The 15,070-nt window shown below is 53.0% G+C and carries 15 protein-coding genes and 1 tRNA gene; 4 read left to right on the top strand and 12 right to left on the bottom strand.

Features of this window, described 5'->3' with window-relative positions:
- The first annotated feature begins 231 nt into the window (after nt 1-231).
- On the top strand, nt 232-1,143 hold the full coding sequence (locus B2R48_RS16135) for a DMT family transporter (RefSeq protein WP_297002501.1): 912 nt from the start codon (nt 232-234) through the stop codon (nt 1,141-1,143).
- A 66-nt stretch (nt 1,144-1,209) separates the two neighbouring features.
- Here the strand turns inward: B2R48_RS16135 and B2R48_RS16130 are convergent, their stop codons facing one another.
- Entirely contained in the window at nt 1,210-2,991 is a 1,782-nt protein-coding gene (locus B2R48_RS16130; RefSeq protein ID WP_297002498.1) for a GSCFA domain-containing protein, read from the bottom strand.
- Between the two features lie 230 nt (nt 2,992-3,221).
- On the opposite strand from B2R48_RS16130, the gene B2R48_RS16125 reads away from it, so the two are divergent.
- Nucleotides 3,222-4,247, top strand: coding sequence for a DMT family transporter (locus B2R48_RS16125; RefSeq protein ID WP_297002496.1), 1,026 nt, complete (start codon nt 3,222-3,224; stop codon nt 4,245-4,247).
- 14 nt (nt 4,248-4,261) lie between these two features.
- Here the strand turns inward: B2R48_RS16125 and B2R48_RS16120 are convergent, their stop codons facing one another.
- The 4 genes from B2R48_RS16120 to B2R48_RS16105 form a co-directional block, all read right to left on the bottom strand.
- Nucleotides 4,262-4,717 (bottom strand): GNAT family N-acetyltransferase, encoded by a 456-nt coding sequence (locus B2R48_RS16120; RefSeq protein ID WP_297002493.1) that lies wholly within the window; start codon nt 4,715-4,717, stop codon nt 4,262-4,264.
- A complete protein-coding gene (locus B2R48_RS16115) occupies nt 4,717-6,030 on the bottom strand; it encodes a diguanylate cyclase domain-containing protein (protein WP_297002487.1) in 1,314 nt (437 codons plus the stop codon). Before B2R48_RS16115 ends, B2R48_RS16120 begins: the two co-directional genes overlap by 1 nt.
- Before the next feature lie 161 nt (nt 6,031-6,191).
- Nucleotides 6,192-7,571 (bottom strand): dicarboxylate/amino acid:cation symporter, encoded by a 1,380-nt coding sequence (locus B2R48_RS16110; RefSeq protein WP_084272169.1) that lies wholly within the window; start codon nt 7,569-7,571, stop codon nt 6,192-6,194.
- 166 nt (nt 7,572-7,737) lie between these two features.
- Nucleotides 7,738-8,217 carry a cupin domain-containing protein gene (locus tag B2R48_RS16105; RefSeq protein ID WP_297002478.1) on the bottom strand — a complete coding sequence of 160 codons (480 nt, stop codon included), beginning with the start codon at nt 8,215-8,217 and terminating at the stop codon, nt 7,738-7,740.
- Nucleotides 8,218-8,492: 275 nt separating this feature from the next.
- Here B2R48_RS16105 and B2R48_RS16100 point away from each other — a divergent pair, with 275 nt between their 5' ends.
- Nucleotides 8,493-9,302 carry a hypothetical protein gene (locus tag B2R48_RS16100; RefSeq protein ID WP_297002475.1) on the top strand — a complete coding sequence of 270 codons (810 nt, stop codon included), beginning with the start codon at nt 8,493-8,495 and terminating at the stop codon, nt 9,300-9,302.
- Between the two features lie 101 nt (nt 9,303-9,403).
- Here B2R48_RS16100 and B2R48_RS16095 read toward each other — a convergent pair whose 3' ends face one another.
- The 3 genes from B2R48_RS16095 to B2R48_RS16085 are packed head-to-tail and all read right to left on the bottom strand — an operon-like array spanning nt 9,404 to nt 10,617.
- A complete protein-coding gene (locus tag B2R48_RS16095; protein ID WP_297002472.1) occupies nt 9,404-9,625 on the bottom strand; it encodes a tautomerase family protein in 222 nt (73 codons plus the stop codon).
- A 3-nt stretch (nt 9,626-9,628) separates the two neighbouring features.
- Nucleotides 9,629-10,009: a nuclear transport factor 2 family protein gene (locus tag B2R48_RS16090; protein ID WP_297002469.1), complete on the bottom strand. Its 381-nt coding sequence runs from the start codon at nt 10,007-10,009 to the stop codon at nt 9,629-9,631.
- A complete protein-coding gene (locus B2R48_RS16085) occupies nt 10,009-10,617 on the bottom strand; it encodes a glutathione binding-like protein (protein WP_297002466.1) in 609 nt (202 codons plus the stop codon). The genes B2R48_RS16090 and B2R48_RS16085 overlap by 1 nt, the downstream gene beginning before the upstream one ends.
- Nucleotides 10,618-10,729: 112 nt before the next feature.
- Between B2R48_RS16085 and B2R48_RS16080 the strand changes: the two genes are divergently transcribed.
- The gene (locus B2R48_RS16080) at nt 10,730-11,617 is read left to right on the top strand and encodes a LysR family transcriptional regulator (RefSeq protein ID WP_297002463.1); all 888 of its coding nucleotides are present in this window, start codon (nt 10,730-10,732) and stop codon (nt 11,615-11,617) included.
- Between the two features lie 40 nt (nt 11,618-11,657).
- On the opposite strand, the gene B2R48_RS20375 is transcribed toward B2R48_RS16080, so the two are convergent.
- From B2R48_RS20375 to B2R48_RS16065, 4 genes are all read right to left on the bottom strand, one after another.
- Complete coding sequence (locus B2R48_RS20375; RefSeq protein WP_414716197.1) at nt 11,658-11,849, bottom strand: KTSC domain-containing protein; 192 nt, start codon at nt 11,847-11,849, stop codon at nt 11,658-11,660.
- Between the two features lie 35 nt (nt 11,850-11,884).
- Entirely contained in the window at nt 11,885-13,816 is a 1,932-nt protein-coding gene (locus B2R48_RS16075) for an ATP-dependent nuclease (RefSeq protein ID WP_297002460.1), read from the bottom strand.
- Nucleotides 13,817-14,141: 325 nt separating this feature from the next.
- Nucleotides 14,142-14,218: transfer RNA gene (locus B2R48_RS16070), tRNA-Met, on the bottom strand.
- 171 nt (nt 14,219-14,389) lie between these two features.
- Nucleotides 14,390-15,070 (bottom strand): MnmA/TRMU family protein (locus B2R48_RS16065; RefSeq protein WP_349676153.1); only part of this gene is annotated, 681 nt, incomplete at its 5' end.

The raw sequence follows: 15,070 nt of genomic DNA, 5'->3' as shown, positions 1-15,070 counted from the left end.
CGGTATCCGCCCCGTTTTTTATTGGCGAGGCAAACTCGCCCGCAAGAATATGAAAAACAGCGCAAGAACGTGAAAGCCACGCGAGGCTCATTGTGGCCTATTACCGGTTTGCGGATATGCCCCTGAATATTCGTTCCCTGATTGGTCCCCGCGCGCCACCAACCCGCGTGACCGGTTCGCGCAACCCTTCGTGCCACCACTGCCTTTGCACGTGCTGTTTTGAAAGCCCCGATGATGACAGCCCTTTTATTCGTGATCGTCACCGCCTGCTGGGGATTTACCTGGTATGCGATCAAACTTCAGATCGGTCCGATCCCGGTCGAAATTTCCATCTTCTATCGCTTTGCGCTAGCGGCCGCGGTTCTGTGCGGTTTCTTGTTGCTGACCCGTAAATGGCGCCCGGTGCCATGGCGCGCGCATCCGTGGATCGTGCTTCTGGGTTGCGGGTTGTTTGGCATCAACTTTATCCTGATGTATTCGGCAACCGGCTATATCGCCAGCGGCATCGTTGCGGTCATCTTCACCACCTCGACCATCTTCAATGCGCTGGGAAACTGGGCCTTTTACGGCAATCGCCCGGGCTTGCGCTTTGTTTTTGGCGCAGCCTTTGGTTTGGGCGGGATTGCGTGTCTGTTTGCCAATCAGATCTATGCCCTGTCTCACAATCCACACGCGATTACCGGAATGATATTCGCCCTGTGCGGCACAGCGGTCTTTAGCTGCGGCAACATGGTTTCGGTCAAACTCCATGCCATGGGCATTCCCAACCGCGATGCGGTTGCGCGCGGCATGATTTATGGCACGGTATTGTTGTTCATCTTTGCCATGCTCCGCGGCCAGACGCCGATCCTGCCAACCGATCCGCTTTATATCGGTGGCTTACTGTATCTCGCCATTCCGGGCTCGGTCGTGGCCTTCATCGCCTATCTCGCCCTGGTCAACCGCGTCGGAGCCGGACGAGCGGCCTATGTCACCGTGCTGTTCCCTGTTGTGGCGCTGACGGTCTCGACCTTCCTTGAAGGCTATGTGTGGACACCGATCGGGGCAACCGGGCTTGCGATGGTGTTGCTCGGCAACATCACGATTTTCGCAAAGCTTCCGAAATTCATTGGTGTGAGGAATAAAACCATTGCGGCGGAATAGGGTTAATCCCCTGTACGATCTGTTCTCGCTTAGGTTTAAGCTAAGCTTCCGACTAGAATGCACCGATCAGGCTTTCTGCAAACGCCTTAACTCATCTAGAGTTGAATCATAGAAGGAAGGAGCACAATGGATATTGCCAGGAGGGCCCATGAAGTAATCATCCTTGGTAAACCCGTTATCTGCACATAGCTGATCCCATGGGTGCTGGATAAATTTCGTCCGCACAAGTTTGTCCGCCCACATATCGAATGCAATTTTATAGGCAGACTTGTGGACCCTGTAGGATCCGCCATCCACGAACGCGTCCCCCAACCGAAAACGTCCAGTCGTTTCCGGCATATCAGGGGAAACAATCCAAAAGATGCGCTCATAACTGGTAAACTTCTCCAGGCGGGCAGCGAAGTTAATCTGATTCTGAAGCTTTAGGGCATAAAAACGGACCAACTCTTGCGTGACCTCTGTCACCTGAGGCAACTGAGGGGTTAGCTCTTCTCTAGCACGCTGCTCCACCTCGGGGCGCATATCCCCATGCGCACGAACAATATTGTCGCCAAAGAATCCCATCCCTACGACAACGAGGTCTCGCGGATTCTGCACAAAGAAATCCTCGAAATTCGAATGTTCTTTCTTGAAGATGAACGTTCTTAAACCGTGTACACCAAGTTCCTGATTAGGGTTGTTGGCCAACAGCCGGATGGGCGCAAAAGCAAACCCTTCGGCTTCCGGGCGCTCCAACATATTTTTATATGTCGACGTTAAATGGCTGTCGCCAAACATTACCGTCATATCGGCATGAACGAACGCATTGATGTTCTTTTCAGCCTTGTAACCTTCAATCATCTCCTCTTCGCAATCGGCATCCATCGACCTCGCCTGTTCGGGAACGACGTCTGTACTTTCTGCTTTTGGTGCCTCTTTGGCCGGAAGATACGCCGCGAGGAAATGCGACATCACAATGTCGACTGCCTCAGCCCGAACCGAGCGCATATTCGCCTCGAAATAGTTCGCCATTGCCGCAGGATTGTTGACGAGTTCAAAAGAAGGGAAATAATCCGCAAACATGTTTTTGCGGACAAATTCTTCGGCAACAACACGTAAAACCGCCTTGGAATAGGTCGTCGATTTCAGGACATGCTGATCTTCATATGTCGCGGTAAGTGGTACAGGTGACACAGTCAGTATCAGCTTGAATTCCTTGCCACCACGTAGCGATTTGATTTCGTTACATAGCGCATTCAGATCTGAGAGTATCTCATCATATGTAAAGTTGTGGAACGTGTGTAATGCTGGATCAAAATCCCCAGCTACAACACCTGGAGCAACAGGCAGGGTTCTGCCCGAATTCTTTAAAATCCATGCTTCAGTAAGGCCGAGTGTAAAGACCAAAATATCCAGTTCATTGATAGCACTCCTGACAGCGGCAAGGTGCTTCATGCGGAGACCGGATAGTTCATCTCTGCTCTTTACTGGTTGCTCGAAGACATTCGGACGTACTGCATCCACATAACCGTCCTTGAGCGCCCAATACTCTTCCATGACGGGCCGTTTACCAGACACCTCTTCGATCAGCAGCAAGGCTTGGCTGACCGTATAAATGTTCCCGTAGTTCGCAGAATACGTTTTCGATTTAATATTATCGGTCGTATCAAAGAATGGCACATTAAGGCCGCGCTCGCGCAAAACTGTCGCGATATGCTGCGCAAAACAGCTCCCCATCGTGACGATGGTGTCGGTCTCGGATATTGCCCAACGTGGTCGGTGTATGTTCTTGACCTTACGCGGATTTTCCTTGGCGACACCGGTCCGCCAGAAGCGTTCGTCTCCCAGATTTTCATAAGGACTGACCACCTAAAACCTCACCTGAGCAATGGAAAACGACGTGCCAACAAGAATGCTAAAATAATCCGCAATTCTTTAACGGCGCCTGAACCTGTTCAATTATCAAACAATACCAAGCACGTGACAACGATCTTAAGCGCCCCTAGTCAGGCGTTTTCGTCAAAGTCCGAAACTGGCGAGCAGCAAAAAGCCAATCCTCCTAATCTTCGTTGGTCACCAACAGATCGACGGAGCCCGCGATGCTGCCCCATGAAAACACCACACGTTTGATATCGCTTGATATGGAACTGGCTTCACGCCCGAAACATCGTGGTATTGATGGGCCAAGAAACCTCTCTACCGCAGGCGGCTTACATCCCAAGCAACCACCTGCCCAACCGATGGACCGCATCAGCTGGTTGATGCTGATTTCGCTATCGGTCCTGTGGGGTGGGTCGTTTTTCTTTACCAAAATCGCGCTTGTCGATCTGCCGCCGCTGACGCTTGTGCTGTGTCGGGTGTCGATTGCGACCATGGTTCTGTGGTGGGTGGTGGTGTTGCGCGATATTGCCATACCGCGTAATCCGAAATTCTGGGCGGGCGTTGCCGTGATGGGCGGGCTTAATAACCTTGTGCCCTTTTGCCTGATTGTCTGGAGTCAGACACAAATCACCAGCAGCCTTGCCGCCATCCTGAATGCCACGACCCCGCTTTTCACCCTGCTGATTGCCCACATTGCGACAGATACGGAAAAACTGACGGCGCGCAAAGCTATCGGCGTGCTGATTGGGTTTGGCGGTGTGGTTGTGATTTTCGGCCTTCCGACATCTGGCAACACGATAGGTCTGCTTGCGCCGGGTGCCGTTTTGCTTGCCGCCTTCAGCTATGGCTGTGCCGGGGTGTTTGGCAGACGTTTTTCCACCACCCCGCCGATCCTGACGGCAGCCGGGATGACGAGTGCTTCGAGCCTGATGCTCCTGCCACTTTCAATCATCGTTGATCAGCCCTGGCAACTGCCCGTTCCCACCACCAGCACCATCCTTGCCGTGCTCGGCTTTGCAACACTCAGCACTGCGCTGGCCTATATCCTTTACTTCGCCATCCTCAAGCGTGCCGGGGCAAGCAACCTTCTGCTTGTGACCTTCCTGATTCCGGTCAGTGCGATTCTGTTGGGTGTTGGCTTTCTCGGGGAAACACTGATGATGCAACATATCATCGGCATGACGGTGATTGGGGCAGGACTGGCGATGATCGATGGTCGACTGATACCAAGGAAGAGAGGATAGCGACCTTTCAGACCTTAGCCCTCAATTGGCTTCTCATAAACCACCCAGTTAGAAGCCTTGCCGATCTGATCGTAAAGCCGCCGTGCTGTCGCGTTGTCTTCTGCCGTGATCCAGGCAAGTTTGAACCAGCCGCGATCGCGGGCAGTTTCGCCCAGCCGCTGCATCAGGGCCTGAGCCACTCCGTGGCTTCGGGCTTCTGGTGTGACGTATAGATCGTCAAGTTGGCCGAACCAGCTACCCGTCAGGGTTTCCGGCACGGCGCGGTATTGGGCAAATCCGATCACCTGACCGTCCCTGAGAGCCAAAAGGCAGTCCATTGGTCCGTCAGGCTCGATGATCCAGCCCCATGTCGTATCAAGTGCGGTTTCAGAGACCGCGCAGCCATAAAACACCATATAGTCGCGAAACAGGCCGGCCCAGGCATCCCGGTCGGCACCCGTCGCGGGGCGTATTTCGATCATCTCGGCCATCAGTCTGCCATCTCCCAACCGATACGATAAAGGTTCGTTCCCGTCGCCTTGGCGGCATACATCGCCTGATCAGCGATATGGATCAGGGTATCAAGCGTTCGGGCATGTTCGGGATAGATCGCAATACCAAGGCTCGCCCCCACATGATACGTGCCGTCCCCGAGCTCCATCGGCGTGGACACTGTACCAATGATCTTCTTGGCGACACCATGCACCTCGGCGTCGTTATCCAGATCCTCAAGGATGATGGTGAATTCATCACCGCCGATGCGCGCAACAGTATCAGTTGCCCGAACAGCATTGACCAGACGCTGCCCGGTATTGACCAAAACACGGTCTCCGGCAGCGTGGCCAAGTTCGTCATTGATCAGCTTGAAACCGTCCAGATCGATAAAGACAACGGCAACCTGTTTTTGATGACGGTTTGCACGCTCAATCGCCCTTGAGAGCCTGTCCTCGAAGATGATCCGGTTGGGCAAGCGGGTGAGTGGATCATGGAACGCAAGGTCGCGGATTTGATCGACCTCTTCGCGTTCCTCGGTAATGTCGCGCACAACGCCCATCATTTTGATGGTTTCCCCGGCCTCATCCTTGATGACGTTGCCGGTTTCGCGCAGCCATCGAATGGTGCCGTTCGGCCAGACAACGCGGTATTCCTCGTCATGGTTCTGGCCGGTTTCAATGCAGCGGATTTCACCTTCGCGGACACGTTCCTTGTCGTCGGGATGTACGGCATCACAGAACAGGGAATAGGTCGGCGTTACCTCGCCCGGTTTATAGCCGAACATGCCGTAAATGGCGTCGGACCAGTAAAGTTCGTCGGTATCCACGCGCCAGTCCCAAGTCCCGATGCGCGCGAAATACTGGCTTTGCTGGAAGCGTTGCTCTTCCTCATGCGCGTCCGGTCGCACACGTGAGAGATCACGGACGATCAGCACACGTTCATTCTGACCCCGGAGCACGAGGCGCTTTACCTCAACCGGGAAAGTCGTCCCGTTCGAGCGCATCGCGTTGCTTCGGTATTCGGTTGCCTGCGTTTTATCAGTATTTTCAGGCCCATCAGGCAAAAGATCGGTAAGACGAAGCCCGGAAACCGCGCCCTCCGGCTGATCAAACATCTCTGCCGCTGCGGCGTTCAGCGCCTGAACCGATCCATCTGCGCCCAACGTCACGACACCGTCCGAAATGTTCGCCATCAGGGTATCGAATACATTGAGCGTCGTCCGCGCCTGCCGGCGCGAATGGACGGAATATGCCAATGCGCCAACGGCAACGAACGCAAACATAATGGAAAGATAGTCGACATAGGTCATCGGCAGGCGTGGTTTTCCCGGGTAAATTTGTCACGCTGAATATATACATACCAATGTATAATTGGAATCTAACCTTTGGAACAATCTCGCCTTTAGTGGGTCTCTGTCCATGACTTGGAACAAAGATCACAGAAAGTCGCTCCTCGCCTTCACGCTGCCGATCAAGTGGTTTCGGCCTCTGCCCGGGATGGTTCTGCCGGGTCATCGGTAACTTCGGTGTCGGTCTGATCCATGCGATCAAGCACGATACAGGCGACCAGATCCCCGCAAACATTGATCACCGTGCGGCTCATATCCAGAAGCCGGTCCACCCCCATGATCAGGGCGATCCCCGATGCCGGAACACCGATCGACACCAGAATGGTCGACAGGATGACGATCCCGACCCCGGGCGTCGCCGGCGAACCAATCGACGCCCCCACAGACGTCAGCACAATCAGAACCAACCCGGCAGAGCCAATTTCGACACCAAAAACCTGGGCGATGAAAATCGCAGCAACGCCTTGATACAAGGCCGTGCCGTTCATGTTGATTGTTGCACCAAGCGGAATGACAAACTGGCTGATATGTTTTTTGACCTTGAGCGGCCCTTCGGCCGTTTTGATCGACAGCGGCATCACAGCGGCCGAACTTGAGGTCGAAAAGGCCAGCAACATGACATCCTTGGCCGCACCGATAAATACGCGTGGTGGCAAACCGCCGTATATGCGCGCAACCACAAGCAACATCCCAAGCATCAGCCCCAGGCCCAGCAGCACCGTCGCCACATAGACCAGCATACCCAACAATGCCTGTGGCCCGGTATCGGCAGTCAGACGCGCCATCAGACCAAAGACGGCAAGCGGCGCCAGCCACATGGCCCATTTCACGATGGTCAAACAGACTTCCTGCAAGCTCGCCAGCAGATCAAGCACCGGGCGGGCTTTGTCGCGTTGCATCACGACAAGCGCCACACCAAAAATGCTGGCAAATATAACAATCTGCAGCATGTTGCTTTCAACCATCGAGGACAGCGGATTGGACGGCAGAAGCGTTAAAACATGTGCCGGCAAATCAAGTAGCCGTGCCTGCCCGCTGCCAGCGGCCTCGGCCGGGGCCCCGATCGCACTGGCCAGACCAAGGTTGGTGGCATCCACGTAATCGCCGGGGCGGATAAACAAGGCCAGGGCAACCCCGATGGTCACAGCAATCGCGGTCGTCAGCACAAAGAACAGCACCGCCCGAACCCCAAGCCTGCGCAATTGATCAATATCATCCGACGAACACAGGCCACGAATGATCGATGAAAACACCAGCGGGATGACGATCATCTGGATAAGCGCAAGGAAAAGATGTCCGGGAAAGGCCAGCCAGTTGCCCACTACCGATGCCGTTTCGCGCGACAGCAGCCCGGTTGTCGGACCGATCAGCAGACCGGTCCCCACTCCCAGCACCATGCCGACCAAAACTTGCAACCAAAGTCGCCCGCGCACCAATGCCTGTAGCGAATAGGCAAATGGCAATAGTGACCGACGACGCGTCTGATCTTGCCCGCCCGACATGTTCCACTCCCGGTTCTCGTCAGAAACGCTAGTATTACGTTACCTTATCAGCCAAATGCCAGTCCAGTTGATCAAAGTGGTGATAGGGAAAACCGGGCGGAGGATATCAGCGCAATCTCAAGCCCGCGATCCGCACCAAGCCGCGCAACCTATGCACGGGTCAGGTCTATTTCTTACCGGCCTGCGGATTGGCAATGGCGTCGTGATCGACAAGGTCCCACTTCTGACCGGCATTACGGTAAATCCGCTTCTTTTTGTTCGGGTAATCCGCAACGTCGTGGTCAAGCCTTTCACCGGCGACAATGCAGCGAAGCACGTCTTGGCCTGTATTCTTCATGGTATGGGGCAGTCCGCCCTTGCGATAGCCGATGAAATCGCCTGCTTCGATAGGATGGGTTTCGTCGCCGATTATAACCGTGCCTGTCCCGGAAAGAACATAGGTGCATTCGTCCTCGAAATGGTGGACGTGATACTCGGTCGACCAACAGCCCGGCGGGACGTCGATGATATGAAAGCCAAGCCCGGTCAGGCCGGTCATATCGCCCAAGGACTTGTTTGTGCGCTTTGCATTTTCATTGAGGAAATGGGTCTTTGCCGTGCCGTCAAACGCATCAATTTCTGATTTCTTTACAACATACTGTTTCATCGAGCTCCTTTCGACCCGTGCCTGTTTAAGCAATAACCTCCCAAAGGGTTATGACCTATAGCGTCGGGCATTACACCAGACAACCCACGTGTTTCGATCACCACTAGGCTTGCGATCTTAGCAGACTGAACCAGCATCGGCATGAACGATGGTATATTGTCCGGGCATGACACCGTCCCTATCTAACCAGATGTGGCAGTAATCCACGCAACCTTTATCAGCTAAACGAACCCGGAAATCGGTTCGAATTCGGCAAACCATGCAAAGGAACAAAGTTGGATAATCATCAGGAGTTTTTTGGGACAGAAAGCAGCATCGCTCTGATGAAGAGGAGTGCTGCCCTTTGGACATTCATGCAGGACAATCCAAGATTTGCGTATTACGGCCGAACAATTTCCCTTTCTGATCCACAGAATGATACCGCCGATGTGCTGACCTCTATCGCAAGCCTTCTTGGTGCTTCTGTTGCCTATTACTTCCCTAAGTCCGAGGTCGACAGTCTGTTTTCTGAACTGAAAGCGCGCGGTTTTTCCAGCGACCGCCATGAACACTACTGGGGTGGCAAAGCAGCTTATGATGCCAGCCGTCAAATCCTTGATAAACATACCCTGCCAGATGACCTATCGATTGTCGCACTTGACGAAACGTCCCCGACAGCACTGGTCGCTGATGTTGCAGCACTTTGCCAATCCTGTGATGTAATGCCCGTTCCGGGGTTCATCATGCGTGGTCAAGCCAGACGCGGCATAAACTTCGCAGCAATTGATTCGGTTGGCGTCCCTGTTGCAAGTGCATCGTCATTTGTCATGCATCACGCCTCTGGCCCCAGACCAAACGATGTGTTTTGGGGAATGCTGGCCACACGCAGGGACAGACGCGGTGAGAAAATCGGACTAATTCTTGGCGCCATGGCAATCATCCATATGTGGGAAAAAGAGGCAGCAAGAGGGTTTATGACAGGTGTGCGCCTTGATAATCCATCGTCTCAGGCGCTGTGTAACAAGTTGGGCGTGACAGACTCTGATTGGATTTACGCATCGTGCATCAATAATGAAGTCCTTGGCAGGGCCAGCGTCACAAAATAGAGCGTCACGCTGACAGTTTTAAAAATGTCCGAGACGAAAAAGAATCCCTGTATCCCATGGTGCAGGGATTCTTCATTGAGGCGGGCTAAGGGTATGCAGAGCTAGCTTTGGGTTGACCGGATATCTCGGACGGACCGGCCCGATATACCCCAGTCGTCCAGAGACACCTCGTCAATCACAACAAAAGTTGTCGCAGGTGACTTGTTCAGGACGTTCTGAAGCAGATCAGTTACGCCCTTGATCAGTTGCACTTTTTCTTCCGGTGTTGGGCCGGTTCCATCCGGCCCGCCTTCACGGGTGACCTTGATATTGACGTACGGCATTGCTCAGTCCTCCTTTGCGCGATATGCGAAAACCTTGGTGATCACCTGCCATCCGTCATCGGTATGGATCAGTGTCAGCAGGTCTTGATAATCCCGGCCCATCATGGTCATGCGGGCTTCGATCAGGCCCATCTGGTGGCCCGTCAGGGATACCCGGTCAACGCTTTCGCGGCGGGGATCACCGCGTTTGGCCGGGGGGTCACGGTTATCGATCCGCGTCATGTACGTCTCAAGGTCCATGAACTCGTGATTGCCATCCGTCGCATTGACATAGGCAAGTTCCGGGTGGAACACGGTGCGCAGGACTGCACTGTCAGAGTGATAAAGCCCTTCGAAATAGCGCTCCATCAACGCGTCGATCTGCAATTCATCAGATGATTTCATCACACAAGCCCTTCGGCCTTCATCGCAGCCAGCGTTGCCGGGCGGGCCTGAATGCGCGCAACAAACGTCGCAAGGTTCGGCCAGTTGCCCAGATCGATTTCCTTGAAATTCGCCCAGTTCGCCAGAACAAAGGTATAGGCATCAGCCACCGAGAACCGGTTTTCAACAAGGTATTCGCGGCCATCTGCCAATACGCTTTCAAGATAATCGAACTTGGTTCCGACCCTTTGCTTGGCCGCAAGCTGTTCCGCCGCGCTCGACCCATCGGTGAAAAGCGGGCCCCAGGATTTATGCAATTCCGCCGCCGCAAAGTTCAGAAACTGTTGCAGGCGCGCGCGTGCAACCGAACCGGGCTTTGGCGAAAAGGCACTGTACGGGTGGGTATCAGCGATGTATTGCAAGATCGCGACACCTTCGGTCAGGGTATCCCCCGTTTCGATCTCAAGGGCGGGGACATAGCCATTCGGGCTGATTTCGCGATATGTGCGGCCGGTTTCGGTCAGGCCTTGCGCAACATCAACGCTTTCGATGTCAAACTTCGCCCCCACTTCATGCAACATGATGTGGCTGGCAAGCGAACAGGCACCGGGCAAGTAATAGAGTTTCATGGGTAGCTCCTTTGGTTTGATCTATGATGCCTTAATGCCAAACCAGACGAGCAATTGATAATATCGACTTTTCATAGTAATGATCTATAAATCAGATCATCTTGGGGCATACATGAACCTCGAACAACTCATCGCCGTTGACGCGGTTGTCAGTACCGGCACCTTTCGCGGGGCCGCGGATCGCCTGAACAAGGCGCAATCGGCCATCAGCCATCAGGTGCGCAAACTGGAAGACGAGCTGGGCTTTGCCATCTTTTCGCGCGAAGACTACCGCCCCCGCCTGTCATCAGAAGGCGAAGTGTTCCTGCGTGAAGCCACCCGCGTACTTGATCAATTTCACAAGCTTCAGGCCACGGCACAGGAACTGCGCAGCACACAGGAACCGCTGGTGCGCATTGCGCTGACCGCAACCATGTCACTCGAACCGATCCTTAAAATTCTCGGTGAAATCGGCGATAAATTCCCCAATACCCACATCGCGGTTGCCACCGAAATGATGGGCGGCCCGCTGGCCCGGTTGATGAAGGGGGAAGCCGATCTGATCATCGCGGGGTTGGAGGGGGTCGACATCGACCACGTCGAAACCACGCCTGTCGGCGCAGTCGTCATCCGCCCTGTCGCCCACCGCAGCTTCCCCGTGGCCGGGCGCAGCGGCATGCGATCGCGCATGGAAATGCAAAGCTATGTTCAGGTCATTGTCTCGGGCACCGGTGGCCCGGATTACGATCAGTCGCGCGATGTGCTTGCCGGTGGACGACGCTGGACCGTCTCGGATTTCGCCACCAAGAAATCAGTCATCATGAATGGCCACGGCTGGGGCGGCCTGCCCGAACACATGATCGCGGAAGAACTTAAAAACGGCGAGCTTGTTGCGCTTAACATCGAAGGTTTCCGCCCGCGTCATACAGAAGTCTTCGCCATCAGACGGCGTGATCAGACGATGGGCCGGGTTAAGGGTGAGATTTGGCGGGCGTTGCAGGCTATGGCTGGCCAAGGCTAAAACTAGTTAGTTATGCGGAAAAACTAACGTGACTGTTGAGTTAAAACCTATCTCTTATGAATTCATTATAATACCGCCCCTTCGAGTAGGCGTTACACAAACCTTCAAAAACTTCTGGAGGAACATTGTCATAGGAGTAAGGTCCGCCGCTCTCTACAAACCAAATGGTAAGAACCAAGGTCTTTTGATCATACTCAGCTCTATTAATCGCAGAGGAGTTGAAATAAGGCATCACAGAATCCTATTAGCCAAGCACTGAGACAATGATTAAACCAACTCGTAAATTTTATTCACGATTTCTTCTACAAATGGGAATGATGCACCATCGCTGTAAGCTTTATCAAAAATCCAATTCGCAACAGCTGGCCGCTTCATTGCCTCTCTTGCCTTAACGTCAAAGAATTCGAAAGCCTCTTGCTTGTATGCAGCATATTTTTCCTCGCCCAATTGAGAGCTAACTTGCTTTTCAAGGTCCCCTCGAAAACAAGCATAGAATTCAGAGACCCTCTCTTCGTTCACATCAATAAGATGTTCTGGAACTCCAGAGAACCGCAGTAAATTTGCGTTCTCTTGATCGCCGCCATCTCCATCCCAAAGAAGAAAAATTGGTATTGAGAAAGCCTGGAAAACTGCTGCGGTTTTTAGGAAATTACCCTTGCTACCCAAACTTAAAATCGAAATATCCTTGGCGCCTAAGTCCTTTCCAAACTTCTGGGCCACAACCTCCAAGATTGCTTGATCGCTCTTGCCCTCAACTAAAACAACAGCTCTGGCAAAGAACCCCTCCGAAACATACCCTTCCATAGTATGAAGAGAACTCTTAACTTTTCGCACAAAACTCTCGTCAATCACGGAATCCTCATTCTTGGCGTGCTTCATTATCTTGCACACGTCATCAGCCGACGAAGAAGACGACACTGAACAACTTACGTCATCTGCGTTGTTGTCTCTTTTTACAATTCTGATCTCGTCGAAGCGCTCAACCGATAGTAGAAGCGGAGAATGGGTGGTGTAGAGCACTTGAACCTTCGAACCAGTGCCAGAAACACCATTCTGTGAGAGGTTTTGAAGCACCTTATAGAAGTGCCTCTGCTTTGCTGGATGTTGATAAATTTCAGGTTCTTCAATTGCCAGAATTAACGTTTGCTCATCATCTGGACGCACCTCTTCACTTGCATCCTCATCCATTACTTGTTCCGGAGTCAAAGCAAGTTGTTGAGCCAAGGCCATGACCAGCGCACGCTGCAATCCGTGCCCCATGCGGTCCACCGATGTTTCAAAGCCTTCGTCACTTATAGATAGATTATGCACAGGTGGTGGAAGCTGCAAACTGGAGCCGAACCCCAGTTCAAGGCCAAGATTCGCAGTTGGATAAAAGCTCTTTAAGTGCAAACTGAGATCATCTTGCAACCGCACCAACCCAGGGTTATTTTCTACACTAGTTAGCTCAGCATACTGTTCTTCAAACCTAGCTCTAAATTCCCGATATTCTTTACGTCCTTCAAATTTTGACCGCACCACCAAGTCAACTAACTGGCCAATTGCGGAGCCCTTAGCTGTTCCTGTCTCAGAAGAAGCATCCTTAACTGCAGGGATATAAATCCACTTACTTCGTTGGGTCAGCTTGTTCTGGGCGACCGCTTTCAAGCCAAAGAAACTCCCTCCATCTAATCCCATCTCGCAAGCCTGAGGGTTCGACAACTCCCACCCAACCAGTTGGGCTTCGATGTCTGCGGCAGTTGAAGCACGCTCTAAGGAACCTGCATACCGACTATCGTTTAGCAACGCGTTGTAAGCGCTCCTTTTGTCGCCAACCTTTCCAGATTTTCTGACTTCATCAAACCCTCGGTGCTGAAGAGACGAAGTTTGATAAAGACCGTGCCGATCTGAGTCTGAGGAGAAGAACATCCTAGTAACAGCCATTTTACCGTCTTTTATCTTTGACTGAAACTCGCGCTGCTCGTCTGCAGAAAAATCTCGATACTCCACAGTTTTTGAGATCGGCTTGTTTGTATTCCTATTGAAAAAATCGTCTGGTGCAATCGCCGGAGCTTTCGTGGCGTAGAACAAGTCAAGAGCTTTTAGCACCGTTGATTTTCCAGCTCCGTTAGCTCCGACAAAAGCTGTCAGATCACCAAGCTCTACTTTTTGTCGCTGCACCGCGCGATAGTTTTCAATGGTGATGCTACTAATCCGCATTTGGGTTTCCTAAAAACTTACAACTCATAATATGATGTATTTCAGAGAAGCATAATTTTAGGTCGCAAAAAAGTGCAGTCCACAATTGCATCGCAAAAAAAACTTGGCGAAGCCTGCGGACTCACTAGTTGCTAATTCGGGAATTGTAAAAACCAGCCTTTGGGCTGCTTTTTATCCTTGGGCGGAGCCCGGCGGACCATCGCACGGGGTGCGATGTCTCTCGAAAGCTGCGTGCTTCGCTTTCTCGCGAACCCACGGGGGCAAGCCCGATCCTGCGCGTAGAAATGAAACAAGCCCTGCATCATGGATGCAGGGCTTGTTTAATTGGTAGCGGAGGAGGGACTTGAACCCCCGACACGCGGATTATGATTCCGCTGCTCTAACCAGCTGAGCTACTCCGCCACAAGCAATTTTATGGTGTTCCGTACGGTGCGGAACGAGGCGGTTTTTAAGTCAGGGAGCCGTCCCCGTCAAGCGCCTTTTTGACGATTTTGTCAAAAAACATTCCCGTAAAACCAGCGGGCGAGGAACATCTGCCCTCGCCCGCCTTATTTGGTCATCAGGCGTGATGGATCAGGCAGCACTGGCTGTGTTGCCTATCAGCTCTTCGCGGGTGATCCAGCCACCGCCGAGAACGCGTTCGCCCTGATAGAAGACACCAGCCTGCCCCGGTGCGATGCCAAACTGGGCATCATGCAGTTCAATGCGGGCTTCGCCAGCGGCTTCGGGGAAGATCGTCGCTGTGGTCGGCTGCATGGCCGAGCGCAGTTTGACTTCGACCTCTACCCCGTTTTCATCAATCTGGTCGCCATCAAGCCAGTTCAGTTCGCGGACATAAACCAGTTTCTTGGCAAGTGCGGCCTTCGGGCCAACAATGACCTGACGTTTTTCCGGCGAGAGTTTGACGACATAAAGCGGTTCGGCCGTGCCGCCGATGTTAAGCCCACGGCGCTGCCCGACCGTGTAATGGATCAGGCCACGATGATCGCCCAGCACATTGCCATCAAGATCAACGATCTCGCCCGGCTCACCGGCTTCGGGACGGAGCTTTTCGACCAGACGGGCATATTTGCCATCCGGGACAAAGCAGATGTCCTGACTGTCGGGTTTATCGGCAACTTCAAGACCATATTTGGCGGCCAAGGCACGGGTTTCCGCCTTGCTCATCAAATGACCCAGCGGGAAGCGCAGAAAATCGAGCTGTTCCTGGGTGGTGGTGAACAGGAAATAGCTTTGATCGCGGTTGGGATCGGC

Source organism: Thalassospira sp. UBA848, from assembly GCF_002295455.1.
Taxonomy (GTDB): domain Bacteria; phylum Pseudomonadota; class Alphaproteobacteria; order Rhodospirillales; family Thalassospiraceae; genus Thalassospira.
The sequence above is the reverse complement of the archived record's forward strand: the minus strand, read 5'-3'. Positions and strand labels throughout refer to the sequence as shown.